Genomic DNA, 16061 nt, shown 5'->3' with positions numbered 1-16061 from the left:
GACCGCCTCGCCACGCCTGGCTCCTCAGTTGGGCCATCGCGTCCCCTCGCTCTGCACCTGGGCCCCGTTCATTGACATCGGTCAAGAGCGTGCTCGCCCCATGCCCCCAGGCCCCGCCCGCCTCAGTCCAGTTGCCCGCCCCCGGCGCGGATCTCCTCGGCGGTGACGGCCAGTTCCATGGCCAGGCGGGTCGCCGCGACCAGCGTCGGCAATGGCAGGCTGGGTGCGCCGGGATGGCGCGCGGCCTGTTCCGGCAGGTAGGGGATGTGCATGAACCCGCTGCGCACGCCCAGGCCGTGCAAGCGGTGCTGCAAGCCGTAGAACAGGTGGTTGCAGACGAAGGTGCCCGCCGTCTGCGAGACGGACGCCGGATACCCCGCCGCCCGCAGCCCGGCCACGATCGCCTTGATGGGCAGCGTCGAGAAATACGCCGCCGGGCCCTCGGCCACGATGGGTTCGTCCACCGGCTGCGCGCCGGCGTTGTCCGGGATGCGCGCATCGTCCACATTGATGGCGACCCGCTCCAGCGACAGGTCGCAGCGTCCGCCGGCCTGGCCGATCGCCAGCACCATCGCGGGCCGCACGCGCTGCAGGGCCTCGTCCAGGCGCTGCAGGGCCTCTCCGAACACGCAGGGCAGTTGCACGGCCACGACGCGGGCGCCGGCGATCACCTCGCCGTTCAGCGACCGCGCCAGTTCCCAGGACGGATTGACGACTTCGCCCCCGAACGGATCGAAGCCCGTGACCAGAAGGTTTTTCATGGGGACGAGTCTAGACGCGAGTCCTGACCCCCGTCGCTTTCTCGAGCGGCCGCGGGCGGTCCGACCGCAGCCGCAGCCGGGCATGCCACCTGCTTATCTGGGTAGTGAGCACTCTTCAAACGGGTTAATCTCCCGCCTCAAGAATGTCCAGATACAAATTCCCCGCGGAGACCGCCCGATGACCGACCCGTCCGTGCCGCTTCAATGGCCCACAGCCCAGCCAGCCAGCGCGGCGGCCGAAGCGTCACCGCCGTTCGAATGGCCCACCCCGCCCTACGCCGCCTACCCGCGGCCGCGCCCGCAGCGCGAGCCCCAGGCCTGCGAGATCCTCGGCCTGAACGGCAGTCGCACGGTCGGCAAGGTGATCCTGATGGTGCCGGCCGAGCGGCTGGCGCAGGTCGTCGTGCCGCCGGCGCGCAACGCGATGCCGCTGAAGTTCTCGCAGTTCAAGGCGCTCAAGCTGCTGCACGCGATCGAGGTCCCGCCGCGCGATCCGGCCTCGGCCAACGACCCGACCTCGCTGGACCAGCGCCCGCGCACCGACTTCAAGCTGGTCTACCAGGGCGGCGAGGAGCAGAAGGGCACGACCATCGGCCACCATGAGACCGAGCTGGGCCTGTTCCTGTTCCCGCCGGTGAGCGAGACCAGCGACTGGGTGCGGTGCATGTTCGTGCCGCGCGAGGTGCTGAGCAGCTTCGAGGTCGGCGAGCGCATCGGCGACCTGCTGGTGCGCCAGGAGGTCGCGACGCAGGCGCAGGTCGACGCCGCGGCCGATGAGCAGCGCGAATTGCGCGACCGCCGCGTCGGCGACATCCTGGTGGCCACGCACATCGTCAGCGCCGAGCAGCTGATGCAGGCGATCGAGCAGCAGGCCAAGATGCCGATGGTGCGCATCGGCGAGGCGCTGCTCGCGCTGGAGCTGATCACGCAGGCGCAGCTCGACGAGGCGCTCGCGCAGCAGAAGCAGGACCGCTCGGTCCCGCTGGGCGAGCTGCTCGTGCGCAAGGGCATCGTCACGCGCGCGCAGCTGCAATCGGCGCTGGCCCGCAAGATGGGATATCCGCTGGTCGACGCGGACAACTTCGCGATCGAGCCGGACTCGGTGCGCAAGCTGCCCTTCTCCGTCGCCAAGCGGCTGGAGGTGCTGCCGCTGGTGCTGCGCGACGGCCGCCTGATCGTGGCGATGGAGGATCCCACGCGGCGCGACTGCATCGACGAGGTCGAGTTCATCACCCAGCTCAAGGTCGTGCCGGCGCTGGCGCGCCTGGGCTCGCTGACCTTCGCGATCCCCGGCGCCTACGAGCGCTTCGGCTCGATGCCGGCCTCCGCCATCGGCAACGCCCTGCCCGCGCTGACGATGGACTTCGAGCTCGACAGCTCCGACAAGCTGATCGAGACGCTGGAGCGCGAGGGCCAGGAGCAGTCCGCCCGCGAGACCGCCCGCGAGGAGGAGAAGGACCGGCAGATCGAGCAGAGCGACAACTCGCTGGTGCGGCTGATCAACACGATGATCATCGACGCGCACAACCAGAACGTGTCGGACATCCACATCGAGACCTATCCGGGCAAGGAGAAGGTCAAGATCCGCTTCCGCAAGGACGGCGTGCTGCAGCCCCACCTGGAGCTGCCGCACACCTACCGCAGCGCGATGATCGCGCGGATCAAGATCATGTGCGACCTCGACATCTCCGAGCGCCGCAAGCCGCAGGACGGCAAGATCAACTTCGCCAAGTTCTCGGAGCGCCACAAGATCGAGCTGCGGGTCGCGACCATCCCGACCAACAACAGCCTCGAGGACGTGGTGATGCGGATCCTGGCGTCGGCCAAGCCGATCCCGATGGAGAAGCTGGGGTTCTCGGAGCGCAACCTGCGCGAGCTGAAGGCGGCGTCGGAGCGGCCCTACGGCATGGTGCTGTGCGTGGGCCCGACGGGGTCGGGCAAGACGACGACGCTGCACTCGGTGCTCTCCAACATCAACAAGCCGGAGCGCAAGATCTGGACGGCCGAGGACCCGGTCGAAATCACGCAGGCCGGCCTGCGGCAGGTGCAGGTCAACCCGAAGATCGACTGGACCTTCGCCAAGGCGCTGCGCGCCTTCCTGCGCGCGGACCCGGACGTGATCATGGTCGGCGAAATCCGCGACGAGGAAACCGCGGAGATCGCCGTGGAAGCCTCGCTGACGGGCCACCTGGTGCTCTCCACGCTGCACACCAACAGCGCGCCGGAAACGGTCACGCGGCTGCTGGACATGGGGATGGACCCGTTCAACTTCGCCGACTCGCTGCTCGCGGTGCTGGCGCAGCGGCTGGTGCGGCGCATCTGCTCGTCGTGCCGCACGTCGGAGCCGATGTCGGACGCGACGCTCAACGAGCTGCTCGACGACTACCTGCACGTGTTCTCGGCCGACAACCGGCCGGATCGCGAGAAGGTGCTCGCCGAGTGGAAGCGCCTCTACGGCCAGCCCAACCTGCTCCAGTACCACGCGCCCGGTTGCGAGAAGTGCGACCACACCGGCTTCAAGGGCCGCGCGGGGCTGCATGAACTGCTGAGCGTCACGCGGCCGATCCGCCGGCTCATCCAGACCGGTGGACGCGCGGAAGAGCTCATGCACCTGGGCATGGCCGAAGGCATGACGACGCTGCGCCAGGACGGCATCGCGAAGGTGCTGCAGGGCGTGACGACGCTGGGTGAGGTCAGGTCGACCAGCAATCAGTAGCGGGCCCCTACCCGGCCATCAGGTCATGGTCACGCAGCATCACCGGTTCGCGCGAGCCGCTGGCGATGCGTCGTCGAACGATCCCCTCGAGCTCTTCCGTATGGGCCTGGAAGGTCTGCAGCGGATCGTCGTTCGTGTTGTGGGGGCTGTAGCGATAGTGGAGCGACTCGCGCCGGACGGAAGCGCCGACGAATTGCTCATCCACGAGCACCCAGAAGCGGATGGTCCCTGAACTCAGGTCGTAGAACGCGGCGGGTTTCACAAGACCTCCCTGGCGCCGGGGCGGCGCCGTGAAGGGTCAGGTTGGGCGCATTCAACTGTGCCGTCTGTGCACTGGCACACACAGGCCTGCGGCGCCCATCCGGTGCGCCTTGGCAACAGGGAGGAAAAATATGGGCAGTCTGGATTTCGAGGGCGAGAAGGCACGGTTCCGGGTTTTCTACGAAGCCAATTCAGCGAGGCTGCAGAATGCTGGCCGCTCGCTTGTCAGCCTCCTCACGGACCTCCTCCCACAACTCGGCTCGGTGCCTTTCTCCAAGATCGAATCGCGGCTGAAGGACCGTGAGGAGTGCATCAAGAAATTCAATCTCAAGTACCGCCAGGCACTGGAGACCGAATCGACGGACTACGAGATCAGAAGTCACATCAGTGACCTGGTCGGTCTTCGTATCGTCTGCCTCTATGAGGACGACATAGAGAAGATCGGCGCGATTCTCCAGAGCGAGTTCGAGGTTGTCGAAGTCACGGACAAGATTTCGACCATCGAGAACACGGAGGCATCGTTCGGCTACAAGGGTCTGCATTTCGATCTCAAGCTCAAGAACCCGCGACTTGAGTTGCCCGAGTACCGCGCCTATGCGGACCTTCAGTTCGAAGTGCAGGTACGAACAATCGTCCAGGACTCATGGAGCGTGCTGGATCACAAGATCAAGTACAAGAAGTCCATCCCCAACCATCTGAAGCGCCGGATCAACACGCTGGCCGCACTCTTCGAACTGGCCGACCGGGAGTTCCGGCAGATCCGGGACTCCACCGAAGAAGAGATCCAGAAGGAGGAGGACGAGCCGGCCGAACCCGCCGACACGGCGGCGGCGCAGGGCGTCAACGGTGCAGGACCGGTTGAAGCGCCGCGCACCGAGCCTCCCGCGTCCCCCGCCATCGAGCGTCGCAGCGCGAAACTCAACGCATTCAATTTCCTGAAGATCGCCAGCCATTTCTTCCCCGCCTTCGACTTTGTGCCGCAGAAGGTGGATGGCTTCGTTCAGGAGATCGTGACAGCGCAGCCGTCCATTTCGCGCTCGGAGTTCAACCAATATCTGCGCGAGAACATCGGCATCGTCAAGCGGTACCAGGTTCACTTTGAAGACAGTTCCGAGAACCGGATGAACCCCTTTACCGTGATACGTCACAGCCTCTATCTAGGCGACAAGACACTGTTCCAAGGCATGCTGGCGACGCTGGCCAGGAAGAACTTCGAAAAGTGGCTCTCGGTTCAGGCCGCCGAGGAACTCTGATGCCATGGCGTCCAGGCGCGCGCATGACCTGACCCTCCTCGCAGGATCGCCCGGGCCTAACGACCCAGAAGCGCCAGGATAGGCGCCGCCATCCGCGCGGCCGCGCCGCGATGCGCCGCGGCGAAGGCCGTGGCCGCTGCGGCCATGGCGTCGCGCTCGCCAGACTTCGTCAGCAGCGTCAGCGCTTCATCTAGCCCTTGCGACAGCGTCTCGACGCGCCGCGCCGCCCCCGCCTGCAGCGACAGCTCCGCCGCCTCGGCGAAGTTGAAGGTGTGAGGTCCCATGAACAGCGGCACGCCGCACGCCGCCGTCTCGATCAGGTTCTGGCCGCCCAGCTTCTCGAAGCTGCCGCCGAGCAGCGCGACATCGGCCAGGCCGTAATACAGCGCCATCTCGCGCATTGAATCGCCCAGCCACACGTCCGCCACTCCCGCGCTCAATGGCGGCGTGGCGATGTCGCTGGTGCCGAAGGCACTGCGTCGCGCAAGCGTGAGCCCCGCATCGGTCACCATCGCGGCGATCTCATCGAAGCGCTGCGGGTGACGCGGCACGATCAGCAGCAGCGGTGAACCCGCGGCCGCCCTCGCCTCGCTGGCAGCCTTCCAGGCGGCCAGCATCGCGGCTTCCTCGCCTTCGCGAGAGACCGCCAGCATCACCACCGGTCGATTCAACGCGGCACGCCACGCGCGGCCGCGCGCAAGCAGCGCTTCATCGGGCTGAAGGTCGAACTTCAGGTTGCCGCAGACGCGCACGTCCTCGACCCCGGCCTGCCGCAGGCGCTCGGCATCAGCGGCCGTCTGCGCGAGCGCGAGCTTCAGGCTGCGCGCCGCCGGCGCGAGCAGCGCCTTGAACTTCTCGCCGCGACGCAGGCTGCGCGCGGAGAGCCGCGCGTTGGCGAGCACCATGGGCACGCCCGCCTTCTGCGACTCGTGCTGGACGTTGGGCCAGATCTCGGTTTCCATCAGCACGCCGACCGCCGGTCGCGTGCGCTTCAGGAAACGACGCACCGCGCCGGGCGTGTCGAAGGGCAGCCAGCGCTGCGTGTCGCCGTCGCGCAGCAACGAGCCGCCGGCCTCCCGGCCGGTCGCCGTCGTGTGCGTGAGCAGCAGTCGCATGCCGGGCCGCTCCTGGCGCAGGCGCTCGATCAGCGCCGCCGCCGCGCGCGTCTCGCCCAGCGAGACCGCATGCACCCAGATCGCGCCCGGCGCGATCGCCTCGCCGAAGCCGAAGCGCTCGCCCGGATGCACCGCATAGAGCGGTTCCTGGCGTCCGCGCAGGAACAGGCGCAGGAAGTACGCTGGCGAGGCGAGCCTCAGCACCGTGCTGAAGACGCCGCGCGCCAGGCGCTCCTTGAACGAATCGGCGGGCAAGGGACGATCAGTGGCCGGACGTGAAGGTGATGTCCGGCTTCACGCGCTTGAGCTGGGCCAGCACTTCCTTCTGGATGCGCTCCAGCGCTTCCTGGGTGTGGCCTTCGAAGCGCAGCACCAGCACCGGCGTCGTGTTGGACGCACGCACCAGGCCGAAGCCGTCGTCGTATTCCACGCGGATGCCGTCGATCGTGATGATGTCCTTGGCGTTCGGGAACTCGGCGATCTCCTTGAGCTTGGCGACGACCTCGTGGTGCTCGCCTTCCTTGCAGGGGACGTTCAGTTCCGGCGTGTTGACGCTGTTGGGCAGGTCGTTGAGGACCTTGCTCGGGTCATCGCTGCGCGACAGGATCTCCAGCATGCGCGCGGCGGTGTACATCGCGTCGTCGAAGCCGTACCAGCGCTCGGCGAAGAAGATGTGGCCCGACAGCTCGCCGGCCAGCGGCGCGCCGGTTTCCTTCAGCTTGGCCTTGGCCAGCGAGTGGCCCGTCATCCACATCAGCGGCTTGCCGCCGTGCTCTTCGATCCACGGCGCCAGGCGTTGCGTGCACTTGACGTCGAAGATGATCTCCGAGCCCGGCAGGCGCGTCAGGATGTCCGCGGCGATCAGCATGATCTGACGGTCCGGCATGATCATCGTGCCTTCCTTGGTCACGATGCCCAGGCGGTCGCCGTCGCCGTCGAAGGCCAGGCCCAGCTCGGCGTCGGTCGCGTGCACGATGCGCTTGAGGTCCTCGAGGTTCTCGGGACGCGACGGATCCGGATGGTGGTTGGGGAAGTCGCCGTCCACCTTCGAGAAGATGTCGATCACCTCGCAGCCCAGCGCGCGCAGGATCGCCGGAGCGGTCGCGCCCGGGATGCCGTTGCCGCTGTCGACCACGACCTTCATCGGACGCGACAGCTTGGCATCCTTGACGATGCGCTGCGTGTACTCGGCGATGACGTCCATCTGACCGACACGGCCGTTGCCGGTGACGTAGTCCTCGGCCTCGATGCGGCGCTTCAGGCCCTGGATCTGCTCGCCGTAGACGGCGGCACCCTTCAGGACCATCTTGAAGCCGTTGTAATCCTTCGGGTTGTGGCTGCCCGTGACCATGATGCCGGAGTTGCAGCCGTGCTTGCCGCGCGTGGCGGCGACGTAGTACAGCATCGGCGTCGTGACCGCGCCGATGTCGACGACGTCCAGTCCGGTCGACTTCAGACCGCGGATCAGCGCGTCCACCAGCGACGGGCCCGACAGGCGGCCGTCACGGCCGACAGCAACCGCCTTCTCACCGCCGTTGATCGCCTCGGTGCCGAAGGCCTTGCCGAGCGCCTCGGCCAGCGCCTCGTCCAGCGTCGTACCCACGACGCCGCGGATGTCGTAAGCCTTGAAGATGGATGCGTGAACTTGCATGTGCTTCCTTGCAGGAATTGGTGGAGATTCGAACTGGGGCGCATTGTAGGCAGCGCGTATGAGGCCTCCGTGTAACCCGGTGCACGGAGGTCCCTAGAGGGCAATTCCCGGGCCAGGGGCCTTCAGGGACATGTCCGAAAACGGCGAGAACCGCAGGACCCCGGCTCCTATGATCCTTTCCATGGACTTCCTCCTCGACCCCGATCACTGCTACCCGGCACTGCTGGCGCGCGATGCGCGCTTCGACGGTCAATGGTTCGTTGGCGTGACGTCGACCGGCGTCTATTGCCGACCGATCTGCCGGGTGCGTGCGCCGCGGCGCGAGAACTGCCGCTTCTTCCCCAGCGCGACGCTGGCGGAAGCCGCACGCTTCCGCCCGTGCCTGAAATGCCGCCCCGAGTTGGCGCCCGCCGCACGACCGTGGAGCACGATGGACGCCGCCGAGGTGCTGGCCCGCGAAGCGGCGCGGTGGCTCGACGAATGCGCGCCGGAAGAGGCCTCGTTGCCGGCGCTCGCCGCGCACCTGGGTGTGAGCGAACGTCACGTGCGCCGCGTGTTCACGGCCGTGCACGGCGTGGCGCCGCTCCAGTACCTGCAGACACGCCGCCTGCTGCTCGCCAAGCAGTTGCTGACCGACACGCGCCTGCCGATCGGCGAGGTCGCGCTCGCGGCGGGCTTCTCCAGTCTGCGCCGCTTCAACGCCGCCTTCCAGGAGCATTACCGACTGAGTCCGTCCGCGCTGCGCAAGGGCGGCGCCGAGGCCGACGCGAGCCCGCCCGGCAATGCGCTGGAAACGGCCGAGTTGCGCCTGGACCTGCGTCCGCCCTTGCTGAGTTCGGCGCTGCTGAACTTCCTCGCCGCCCGCGCGGTGCCAGGTGTTGAGCAGGTCGATGTAGAGCGCCTCTCGCTGTCGCGCAGCGTGCGCTTTGTGCGACCGGGTCTGCCCGATGTGCTCGGCTGGCTGTCGGTGCGCCTGCCCGCCGACGGGGACGAACGGCCCCGCGTGCGCCTGTCGCTGAGCCCTTCGCTGTGGCCCGTGATCGCGCCGCTGATGCCGCGCCTGCGTCGCTGGCTCGACCTCGACGCCGATCCTCACGCCATCGCCGCGGCGCTCGGCGAGACGCTCGGTCCCGCCGCCGCTGGGCTGCGACTGCCGGGGTCGCTCGACCGGTTCGAGCTCGCGATCCGCGCCGTGCTCGGCCAGCAGATCACGGTCGCCGCCGCCCGCACGCTGGCCACGCGCCTGATCGCCAAGTTCGGCGAGCCGTTGCCCGATGCCGCAGGCGCGCCGCCCGGCGTCACGCACGTGTTCCCGACACCGGCCACGCTGGCCGCCGCGACCGTCGACGACATCGCCCCGCTCGGCATGCCGGGCCGCCGCGCCGAGGCGTTGATCCACCTCGCCCGCCAATGGCCCACGCTCGCCTTCGCCCATGGTCGCGGCACGGTGGAGGACGCGATCGCGGAGCTCGCCGCCCTGCCCGGCCTCGGCCCCTGGACCGCGCACTACATGCTGATGCGCGGCTGGAGCTGGCCCGACGCCTACCTGCCGGGCGACGTCGTGCTGAAGCAATGCCTCGAGGAACGCGCCGGCCAGCCGCTGCGCCCCCGCGAGCTGATCGCCGCCGCCGAGCATTTCGCGCCTTACCGCAGCTACGCCGTGTTGCAACTATGGCGGGATGCGGCGCTCAAACCCAAGGTCAAGACCGTCAAAGGAATCCCGTCATGAAGCCGACGCACACCGCCTGGACCGACACCGACACCCCGCTCGGCCGCCTGCTGATCGCGCGCAACGCCGAGGGTCTGTCGGGCCTCTGGTTCGAGGACCAGAAGTATCACCCGGGCGCCCTGAGCGCTCCTCGCGTCGATGACGATGCGCTGCTGCGCGACACCGTCGCGGCGATGAAGGACTACTTCGCCGGTCGTGCCGCGACCTTGCCGCCGATGTCCCCATCCGGCACCGCCTTCCAGCAGGCCGTGTGGCAGGCGCTGCTCGGCATCCCGGCGGGCGAGACCGTCACCTACGGCCAGCTCGCCGCGCGCCTGGGCCGGCCCGACGCCGTGCGCGCCGTCGCGGCAGCGGTGGGCCGCAACCCGGTCTCGGTGCTGATCCCGTGCCACCGCGTGCTCGGCGCCGACGGCAGCCTGACCGGCTATGCCGGCGGCCTCCACCGCAAGGAAGCCCTACTGACAATCGAAGGTGGACTGCCCGCTAAGCTTCGCCCCTCGCCGACAGAGACTCCTCCCGGGAATGCGGCCACGCGCCGTCCCGGCAAGCACGACAACAATCAAGAGGCCCCCGCGTGAAGCGTAGCGATCTGATCGAACTGCTGGTCCTGGCCGCCATCTGGGGCGCCTCGTTCCTGTTCATGCGGGTCGCCGCGCCCGAGTTCGGCGCGGTCGCGACGGCCGCCGTGCGCGTGGCCGGCGCCTCGCTGTTCCTGCTCCCGCTGCTGGGCCTGCGCGAGGGCCTCGGCGACCTGCGCACCCACTGGAAGGGCCTGCTGCTGGTCGGTCTGCTCAACAGCGCCTTCCCGTTCGCGCTGTTCAGCTTCGCCGCGCTGTCGATCAACGCCGGCCTGTCGAGCATCCTCAACGCCACCACGCCCATGTGGGGCGCGCTGGTCGCGTGGGCCTGGTTCGGGCAACGCCTGGATGGATCGCGGATGCTGGGCCTGGCGCTGGGTTTCGCCGGCGTCGTGCTGCTGGCCTGGGACAAGGCCTCGTTCAAGCCCGGCGGCAGCGGCTTCGCCATCGTCGCCTGCCTGATCGCCGCGCTGAGCTACGGCATCGCCGCCAGCGCCACCAAGCGCTACCTCACCGGCGCCAGCCCGCTGGCCGTGGCCACCGGCAGCCAGTTCGCCGCCGCGTTGCTGCTGGCCGCGCCGGCGTGGACGCTGCGTCCGGCCGCGCTGCCCAGCGGTCACGCGTGGGGCGCGGTCGCCCTGCTGGCGCTCCTGTGCACCGGCATCGCGTACATCCTGTTCTTCCGGCTCATGAAGCGCGTCGGCCCGACCAACACGATCTCGGTGACCTTCCTGATCCCGGTCTTCGGACTGCTGTGGGGCTGGATCTTCCTCGGCGAGACGCTGAGCACCAGCATGGCCGCGGGATGCCTCGTGGTGCTGCTCGGGACCGCGCTGGCGGTGGGCGTGCTCAAGCTGCCTTCGACGTCGCCTCCAGCGACGTCCTGAGGATCCTGTCGGACAGGCCCGGCGCCGCGCCCGCGCAGGCCCGGGCCAGGATCATCCCGCCGACCATCGTCGTCAGCACGCCGATCGCGCGGGCCTCGTCCTCCGCGGTCGGCTCGTCGACGACCGTGCCGTCAGGCCGGTGCACGGCGAGTTCGCGCAGGTAGGCGGCGATGCCGCCGCTCATCGATTCGCGCAGCAGGCCGCCCTCGCGCGCCGCGTCGACGCCCAGCGCCGCCATCGGACACCCCGCGCCCGGCGCGTCGCGATGCGCCGCGCCGAAGTAGCGCTTGAGGAAGGGCTGGTAGTCGCCGCCGTGTTTCTCGAGCTGCGCCCCCAGCCGCGCCAGCGAGCCCTCGAAGGCCACGTCGCAGGCCTCGGCCGCGAGTTCCTCCTTGGACGCGAAGCGCCCGTAGAAGCCGCCGTGCGTGAAGCCGGCCTCGCGGGAGATCTCCGCCAGCCCGACGCCGGCCACGCCGCGCTCCAGGTACAGCCTGGACGCCGCGTCGACCAGCGCCTTGCGGTTGGCGGCCGATTGCTCTTTGGTGACTTTCATGATGAGCACCATTGTAGGAAGACCGCCTGCCGCTTCCGTCGACAGCGCGAAGTCACGATTTTGAGTAGGGTCATCATCAAATCTGCGGCGAGCATCGGAAATCTCGATACGATGTCGACCATCATTAAAACAAGCGCCCCTGGAAGGATCCTCCCGCATGCTTGCCGCCGCCATGTCCCGACGCATGACCCATCGGGGTCTGCACTTCAGCTGGGTGATCGCCGGGCTGACCTTCCTGACGATGCTGTTCATGTCGGCGGCGCTGGGCCTGCCCGGCGCGATGCTGCAGCCGCTGGCGACAGAGTTCGGCTGGTCCACCAGCCAGATCTCGTCGGCGCTGGCGCTGCGGTTCGCGCTGTTCGGGTTGATGGGGCCGTTCGCGGCGGTGCTGATGGAGCGCTTCGGCGTGCGCGCGGTCGTGAGCGTGGCGCTGGGGCTGGTCGGCGGCGGCATGCTGATGGCCGGCCTGGTCACGCAGCTCTGGCACCTGGTCGTGCTGTGGGGCGTGGTGCTGGGCCTGGGCAGCGGGATGACGGCGCTGGTGCTGGGCGCGATCGTGTCCAACCGCTGGTTCGCGACGCGCCGGGGGCTGATCATGGGCATCCTGACCGCGAGCGCCGCGACCGGCCAGTTGATCTGCCTGCCGATCGCCGCGTGGATGATCGAGCGCTGGGGCTGGCGCGCGCCGCTGCTGCCGCTGGCCGCGCTGTGCCTGGCGGTGATGAGCCTGGTGCTGCTGTTCATGCGCGACCGGCCGTCCGACGTGGGTCTGGCGCCGTATGGCGCCGATCCTGAAGTCGCCACGGCGCCTGCGGCGCCCGCTGCGAAGGTGACCTGGCTCACGCCGTTCACCGCGCTGCGTGAGGCGTCCACGCAGCCGACCTTCTGGCTGCTCTTCGGCACCTTCTTCATCTGCGGGCTGTCGACCAACGGACTGGTGCAGACCCATTTCATCTCGCTGTGCGGCGACTACGGCCTGGCGGCGGTGCCGGCGGCTTCGGTGCTCGCGATGATGGGGATCTTCGATTTCATCGGCACGATCCTGTCGGGCTGGCTCAGCGACCGCTACGACACGCGCAAGCTGCTGTGCTGGTACTACGCGCTGCGCGGGCTGTCGCTGCTGTGGCTGCCGAACGCGGAGTTCACGCTCTACGGCCTGTCGCTGTTCGCGGTGTTCTACGGACTCGACTGGATCGCGACCGTGCCGCCGACGGTGCGACTCACCGCCGAGCGCTTCGGCGCGGCGAAGGTGGGGATGGTGTTCGGATGGATCTTCGCGGGCCATCAGATCGGCGCGGCGGTCGCGGCGTACGGCGCGGGGCTGAGCCGCAGCCTGCTGCTGAGCTACTCGCCCGCGCTGTACGTCGCTGGTGCGGCCTGCCTGATCGCGGCGGTGATGGCGATGGTGATCCGCCGGAAGACTGCGGCAGCCTGAGCGCCGAAGGCTTCAGTACTGCCACCGCCGCTGGCCCTCACCCCTGCCCTCTCCCGCAAGCGGGAGAGGGAGCAAGAAGGAAGGGTTCAGTACTTCCGCCGCCGCTGGCCCTCACCCCTGCCCTCTCCCGCAAGCGGGAGAGGGAGCAAGAAGGGTTCAGTACTTCCGCCGCCGCTGGGTCAGCTCGGTGCATTCTCACTCCCTCTCCCGCTTGCGGGAGAGGGCAGGGGTGAGGGCCAGCGGCCTGTGCAGTCAGCCAGCCGCGAGGACGTCCGGCGGCGCGGCCAATAGCGCCTGCAGACCTTCCTCGTCGAGGACGGTGACGCCCAGCTCGCGCGCCTTGTCGAGCTTGGAACCGGCCTCCTCGCCCGCGATCACGTAGCTGGTCTTCTTCGACACCGAGCCGCTGACCTTGCCGCCGGCGGCCTCGATCAGTTCCTTGGCCTCGTCGCGCGACAGCGTCGGCAGCGTGCCGGTCAGCACCAGCGTCTTGCCGGCGAGCGGCTGAGGACCGGCCGGCGCCGCGGCGGCCCCTTCCGATTGCGGGAACTCGACGCCCGCGGCGAACAGCTGCTCGACGACCTCGCGGTTGTGCGCCTCGGCAAAGAAGGCGGCGATGCTCTTCGCAACGATCGGACCGACGTCCTTGACCGCAAGCAGCTGCTCCTCGGTCGCGCTCATCAACCCGTCCATGTTGCCGAAGTGCTTGGCGAGATCCTTCGCCGTCGTCTCACCGACCTGCCGGATGCCCAGCGCGAAGAGGAAGCGCGCCATCGTCGTGCGCTTGCTCTTCTCCAGCGCATCGATGAGGTTCAGCGCGCTCCGGTCGCCCATGCGTTCCAGCGCGGTGAGCTTGGCCACGCCGAGCTTGTAGAGCCCCGGCAGGCTGGTGACGATGCCGCCGTCCACGAGCTGGTCGACGAGCTTGTCGCCCAGTCCTTCAATGTCCATGGCCCGACGTCCGGCGAAGTGCAGCATCGCCTGCTTGCGCTGCGCCGGGCAGAAGATGCCGCCGCTGCAGCGGTGGTCGATGCCGCCCCTCTCGCGCACGACGTCGCTGCCGCAGATCGGGCAGTGCCTGGGCATGCGGAAGTTGGGCACGTAGCTCGCGCGCTTCGCGTCGACCTTGCCGACCACTTCCGGGATCACGTCGCCGGCGCGCCGGATGATGACCTGGTCCCCGACGCGGATGCCCTTGCGGCGCATCTCGAAGAGGTTGTGCAGCGTCGCGTTGCTGACCGTCGTGCCGCCGACGAAGACCGGCTCCAGCTTGGCCACCGGCGTCAGCTTGCCGGTGCGTCCGACCTGGATGTCGATGCGATCCAGCCTGGTGACCTGCTCCTGCGCGGGGTACTTGTGGGCCACCGCCCAGCGCGGCTCGCGCGAGACGAATCCCAGGCGCCGCTGCAGCTCGCGGCTGTTGACCTTGTAGACGACGCCATCGATGTCGAAGGGCAGTTCGTCGCGCTTCCCGCCGATCGAACGATGGAAGGCCACCAGGCCTTCGGCGCCGCGCACCACCGCGCGGTCGGCGTTGACCGGTAGGCCGTAGCTCTGCAGCGCCTCCAGCATCGCACCGTGCGTGGCCGGGATCTCCCAGCCCTGCGTCTCGCCGATGCCGTAGGCGAAGAAGCTCAGCGGCCGCTGCCGCACCAGCGCCGGATCCAGTTGCCGGATCGCGCCCGCAGCCGTGTTGCGCGGGTTCACGAAGGTCTTCTCGTTGGCGGCGCGCTGGCGCTCGTTGAGCGCCTCGAAATCGTCGCGGCGCATGTAGGCCTCGCCGCGCACTTCCAGCACCGCGGCTTTCGCGCCCTCGCCCTTGAGCTTCAACGGGATCTGCTTGATCGTGCGCACGTTCTGCGTCACGTCCTCGCCGGTCTCGCCGTTGCCGCGCGTGGCGGCCTGCACCAGCACGCCGTGCTCGTAACGCAGACTGATCGCCAGCCCGTCGAATTTCAGCTCGGCCGCGTACTCGACCGGCGCGGCGTTCTCGCCCAGGTCCAGCTCGCGGCGCACGCGCGCGTCGAAGTTCTCGGCGCCGCTGGCCTCGGTGTCGGTCTCGGTGCGGATCGACAGCATCGGCACCACGTGCCTGACCGGCTCGAAGCCGTCCAGCACCTGCCCGCCCACGCGCTGCGTCGGCGAGTCCGGCGTCAGCAGCGCCGGGAACGCGGCCTCGATCGCCTGCAGTTCCTGGAACAGCTTGTCGTACTCGGCGTCGGGCAGCGACGGCGTGTCGAGCACGTAGTAGAGGTGGGCGTGGTGATGGAGCTGCGCGCGGAGTTCCGCGGCGCGCGCGGCGGCCTGTACGGCGGTCTGTGGGACGGTCTGTGGGGCGGAGGGCGAAGACACGGAAGCGGACCTCGAGGGAGTCATGCGCGCATTGTGGCGCACCCCCACTGAGCCGCCGCTGGTCACGCCGGCATCCCTGTCTTCTCGCACTCTCTGGAAAGGAGGTCCGCTCCATGACCCTCGACGTCGTCACCGCATCCGCTCCCCTCGCCCGTCCGTCGCGCCGCCGCGCCGGAACCCGCCCGCAACGCGGCGTCACGCTGCTGGAACTCCTGATCGGGGTCGGCGTGATCATCGTCGTCATGGTCATCGTGCTGATGGGACTGCGCAGCCTGAACGCGCAGATGGACCGGTCGGCGCTGCTGCGCCAGGCGCCCCAGATCAAGGTGAGCCTGGCCGGCTACGGCGCGGCCGCCGACTTCTCCAGGCTCGACACCGCCGGCGCCATCGCCATGGGCGCCTTCCCCAGGGAGATGGTCACGGGCTCGGGCGCCGACGCCAAGGTCACCCACCCGTTCGGCGGTCAGATCCACGCCAAGGGTCTCGCGCAGGACCTGCTGCCGTTGAAGGGGGGGCGGGCCTTCTCGCTCACCTATGCCGGCATCCCGGTGGAGCAATGCGCCGGCGTCGCCCGCGGCCTGGCGATGCTGGGTGAAGGCCTCTGGATCGATGCCGCCGTCGCCTCGCCCCCGGCCATGCCCGCATCGGCGGCGATGCTCCGCGCACCGGGCTCGGACGCGCCCATCGACATCAGCGCGCTGGCACGGCAGTGTTCGCCGGCGACGGGCGACACCGTGAGCATCCATGTGCTGATGGGCGTGTGAGATCGG

General features: G+C 68.8%; 13 protein-coding genes. 7 read left to right on the top strand and 6 right to left on the bottom strand.

The features are described from left to right. Positions 1-122: 122 nt before the first annotated feature. Complete coding sequence (pcp, locus tag ABE85_RS05875; protein WP_067271126.1) at positions 123-761, bottom strand: pyroglutamyl-peptidase I; 639 nt, start codon at positions 759-761, stop codon at positions 123-125. A 178-nt stretch (positions 762-939) separates the two neighbouring features. Here pcp and ABE85_RS05870 point away from each other — a divergent pair, with 178 nt between their 5' ends. Further along, positions 940-3477: a GspE/PulE family protein gene (locus ABE85_RS05870; protein WP_082938359.1), complete on the top strand. Its 2538-nt coding sequence runs from the start codon at positions 940-942 to the stop codon at positions 3475-3477. Positions 3478-3484: 7 nt separating this feature from the next. Here the strand turns inward: ABE85_RS05870 and ABE85_RS05865 are convergent, their stop codons facing one another. After that, positions 3485-3739 (bottom strand): DUF1488 family protein, encoded by a 255-nt coding sequence (locus tag ABE85_RS05865; protein WP_067271123.1) that lies wholly within the window; start codon positions 3737-3739, stop codon positions 3485-3487. 130 nt (positions 3740-3869) lie between these two features. On the opposite strand from ABE85_RS05865, the gene ABE85_RS05860 reads away from it, so the two are divergent. After that, positions 3870-4991 carry a GTP pyrophosphokinase family protein gene (locus tag ABE85_RS05860; RefSeq protein WP_067271119.1) on the top strand — a complete coding sequence of 374 codons (1122 nt, stop codon included), beginning with the start codon at positions 3870-3872 and terminating at the stop codon, positions 4989-4991. Between the two features lie 56 nt (positions 4992-5047). Here ABE85_RS05860 and ABE85_RS05855 read toward each other — a convergent pair whose 3' ends face one another. Together ABE85_RS05855 and ABE85_RS05850 are read right to left on the bottom strand one after the other, a co-directional pair. Further along, positions 5048-6361, bottom strand: coding sequence for a 3-deoxy-D-manno-octulosonic acid transferase (locus ABE85_RS05855; RefSeq protein WP_157521970.1), 1314 nt, complete (start codon positions 6359-6361; stop codon positions 5048-5050). Positions 6362-6368: 7 nt separating this feature from the next. Next, positions 6369-7757, bottom strand: coding sequence for a phosphomannomutase/phosphoglucomutase (locus ABE85_RS05850; protein WP_067271116.1), 1389 nt, complete (start codon positions 7755-7757; stop codon positions 6369-6371). Between the two features lie 181 nt (positions 7758-7938). Between ABE85_RS05850 and ABE85_RS05845 the strand changes: the two genes are divergently transcribed. From ABE85_RS05845 to ABE85_RS05835, 3 genes are read left to right on the top strand one after another with little or no spacing between them, the layout of a single operon-like run. Next, positions 7939-9486, top strand: coding sequence for a DNA-3-methyladenine glycosylase 2 family protein (locus ABE85_RS05845; RefSeq protein WP_231993240.1), 1548 nt, complete (start codon positions 7939-7941; stop codon positions 9484-9486). Then, positions 9483-10064 carry a methylated-DNA--[protein]-cysteine S-methyltransferase gene (locus ABE85_RS05840; protein WP_082938357.1) on the top strand — a complete coding sequence of 194 codons (582 nt, stop codon included), beginning with the start codon at positions 9483-9485 and terminating at the stop codon, positions 10062-10064. Before ABE85_RS05845 ends, ABE85_RS05840 begins: the two co-directional genes overlap by 4 nt. Next, positions 10061-10951, top strand: coding sequence for a DMT family transporter (locus ABE85_RS05835; protein ID WP_067271109.1), 891 nt, complete (start codon positions 10061-10063; stop codon positions 10949-10951). The genes ABE85_RS05840 and ABE85_RS05835 overlap by 4 nt, the downstream gene beginning before the upstream one ends. Here ABE85_RS05835 and ABE85_RS05830 read toward each other — a convergent pair. Next, a complete protein-coding gene (locus ABE85_RS05830; RefSeq protein WP_067281979.1) occupies positions 10914-11504 on the bottom strand; it encodes a TetR/AcrR family transcriptional regulator in 591 nt (196 codons plus the stop codon). The genes ABE85_RS05835 and ABE85_RS05830 overlap by 38 nt on opposite strands. 157 nt (positions 11505-11661) lie before the next feature. Here ABE85_RS05830 and ABE85_RS05825 point away from each other — a divergent pair, with 157 nt between their 5' ends. Further along, on the top strand, positions 11662-12939 hold the full coding sequence (locus ABE85_RS05825; RefSeq protein ID WP_067271106.1) for an MFS transporter: 1278 nt from the start codon (positions 11662-11664) through the stop codon (positions 12937-12939). A gap of 252 nt (positions 12940-13191) precedes the next feature. Here the strand turns inward: ABE85_RS05825 and ligA are convergent, their stop codons facing one another. Further along, a complete protein-coding gene (ligA, locus tag ABE85_RS05820) occupies positions 13192-15315 on the bottom strand; it encodes an NAD-dependent DNA ligase LigA (RefSeq protein ID WP_067271103.1) in 2124 nt (707 codons plus the stop codon). Between the two features lie 89 nt (positions 15316-15404). Between ligA and ABE85_RS05815 the strand changes: the two genes are divergently transcribed. Beyond that, positions 15405-16055 (top strand): hypothetical protein, encoded by a 651-nt coding sequence (locus ABE85_RS05815; RefSeq protein WP_067271099.1) that lies wholly within the window; start codon positions 15405-15407, stop codon positions 16053-16055. Positions 16056-16061: the final 6 nt, after the last annotated feature.

The sequence above is a fragment of the Mitsuaria sp. 7 genome (assembly GCF_001653795.1).
GTDB lineage: Bacteria > Pseudomonadota > Gammaproteobacteria > Burkholderiales > Burkholderiaceae_C > Roseateles.
This window is presented reverse-complemented; position numbering and strand designations above follow the sequence as displayed.

What these genes read in the sequence shown, in the direction of transcription:
- pcp (WP_067271126.1), bottom strand. Translation starts at nt 761, where the DNA reads ATGAAAAACCTTCTGGTCACGGGCTTCGATCCGTTCGGGGGCGAAGTC.
- ABE85_RS05870 (WP_082938359.1), top strand. Translation starts at nt 940, where the DNA reads ATGACCGACCCGTCCGTGCCGCTTCAATGGCCCACAGCCCAGCCAGCC.
- ABE85_RS05860 (WP_067271119.1), top strand. Translation starts at nt 3,870, where the DNA reads ATGGGCAGTCTGGATTTCGAGGGCGAGAAGGCACGGTTCCGGGTTTTC.
- ABE85_RS05850 (WP_067271116.1), bottom strand. Translation starts at nt 7,757, where the DNA reads ATGCAAGTTCACGCATCCATCTTCAAGGCTTACGACATCCGCGGCGTC.
- ABE85_RS05845 (WP_231993240.1), top strand. Translation starts at nt 7,939, where the DNA reads ATGGACTTCCTCCTCGACCCCGATCACTGCTACCCGGCACTGCTGGCG.
- ABE85_RS05840 (WP_082938357.1), top strand. Translation starts at nt 9,483, where the DNA reads ATGAAGCCGACGCACACCGCCTGGACCGACACCGACACCCCGCTCGGC.
- ABE85_RS05830 (WP_067281979.1), bottom strand. Translation starts at nt 11,504, where the DNA reads ATGAAAGTCACCAAAGAGCAATCGGCCGCCAACCGCAAGGCGCTGGTC.
- ABE85_RS05825 (WP_067271106.1), top strand. Translation starts at nt 11,662, where the DNA reads ATGCTTGCCGCCGCCATGTCCCGACGCATGACCCATCGGGGTCTGCAC.
- ligA (WP_067271103.1), bottom strand. Translation starts at nt 15,315, where the DNA reads ATGACTCCCTCGAGGTCCGCTTCCGTGTCTTCGCCCTCCGCCCCACAG.
- ABE85_RS05815 (WP_067271099.1), top strand. Translation starts at nt 15,405, where the DNA reads ATGACCCTCGACGTCGTCACCGCATCCGCTCCCCTCGCCCGTCCGTCG.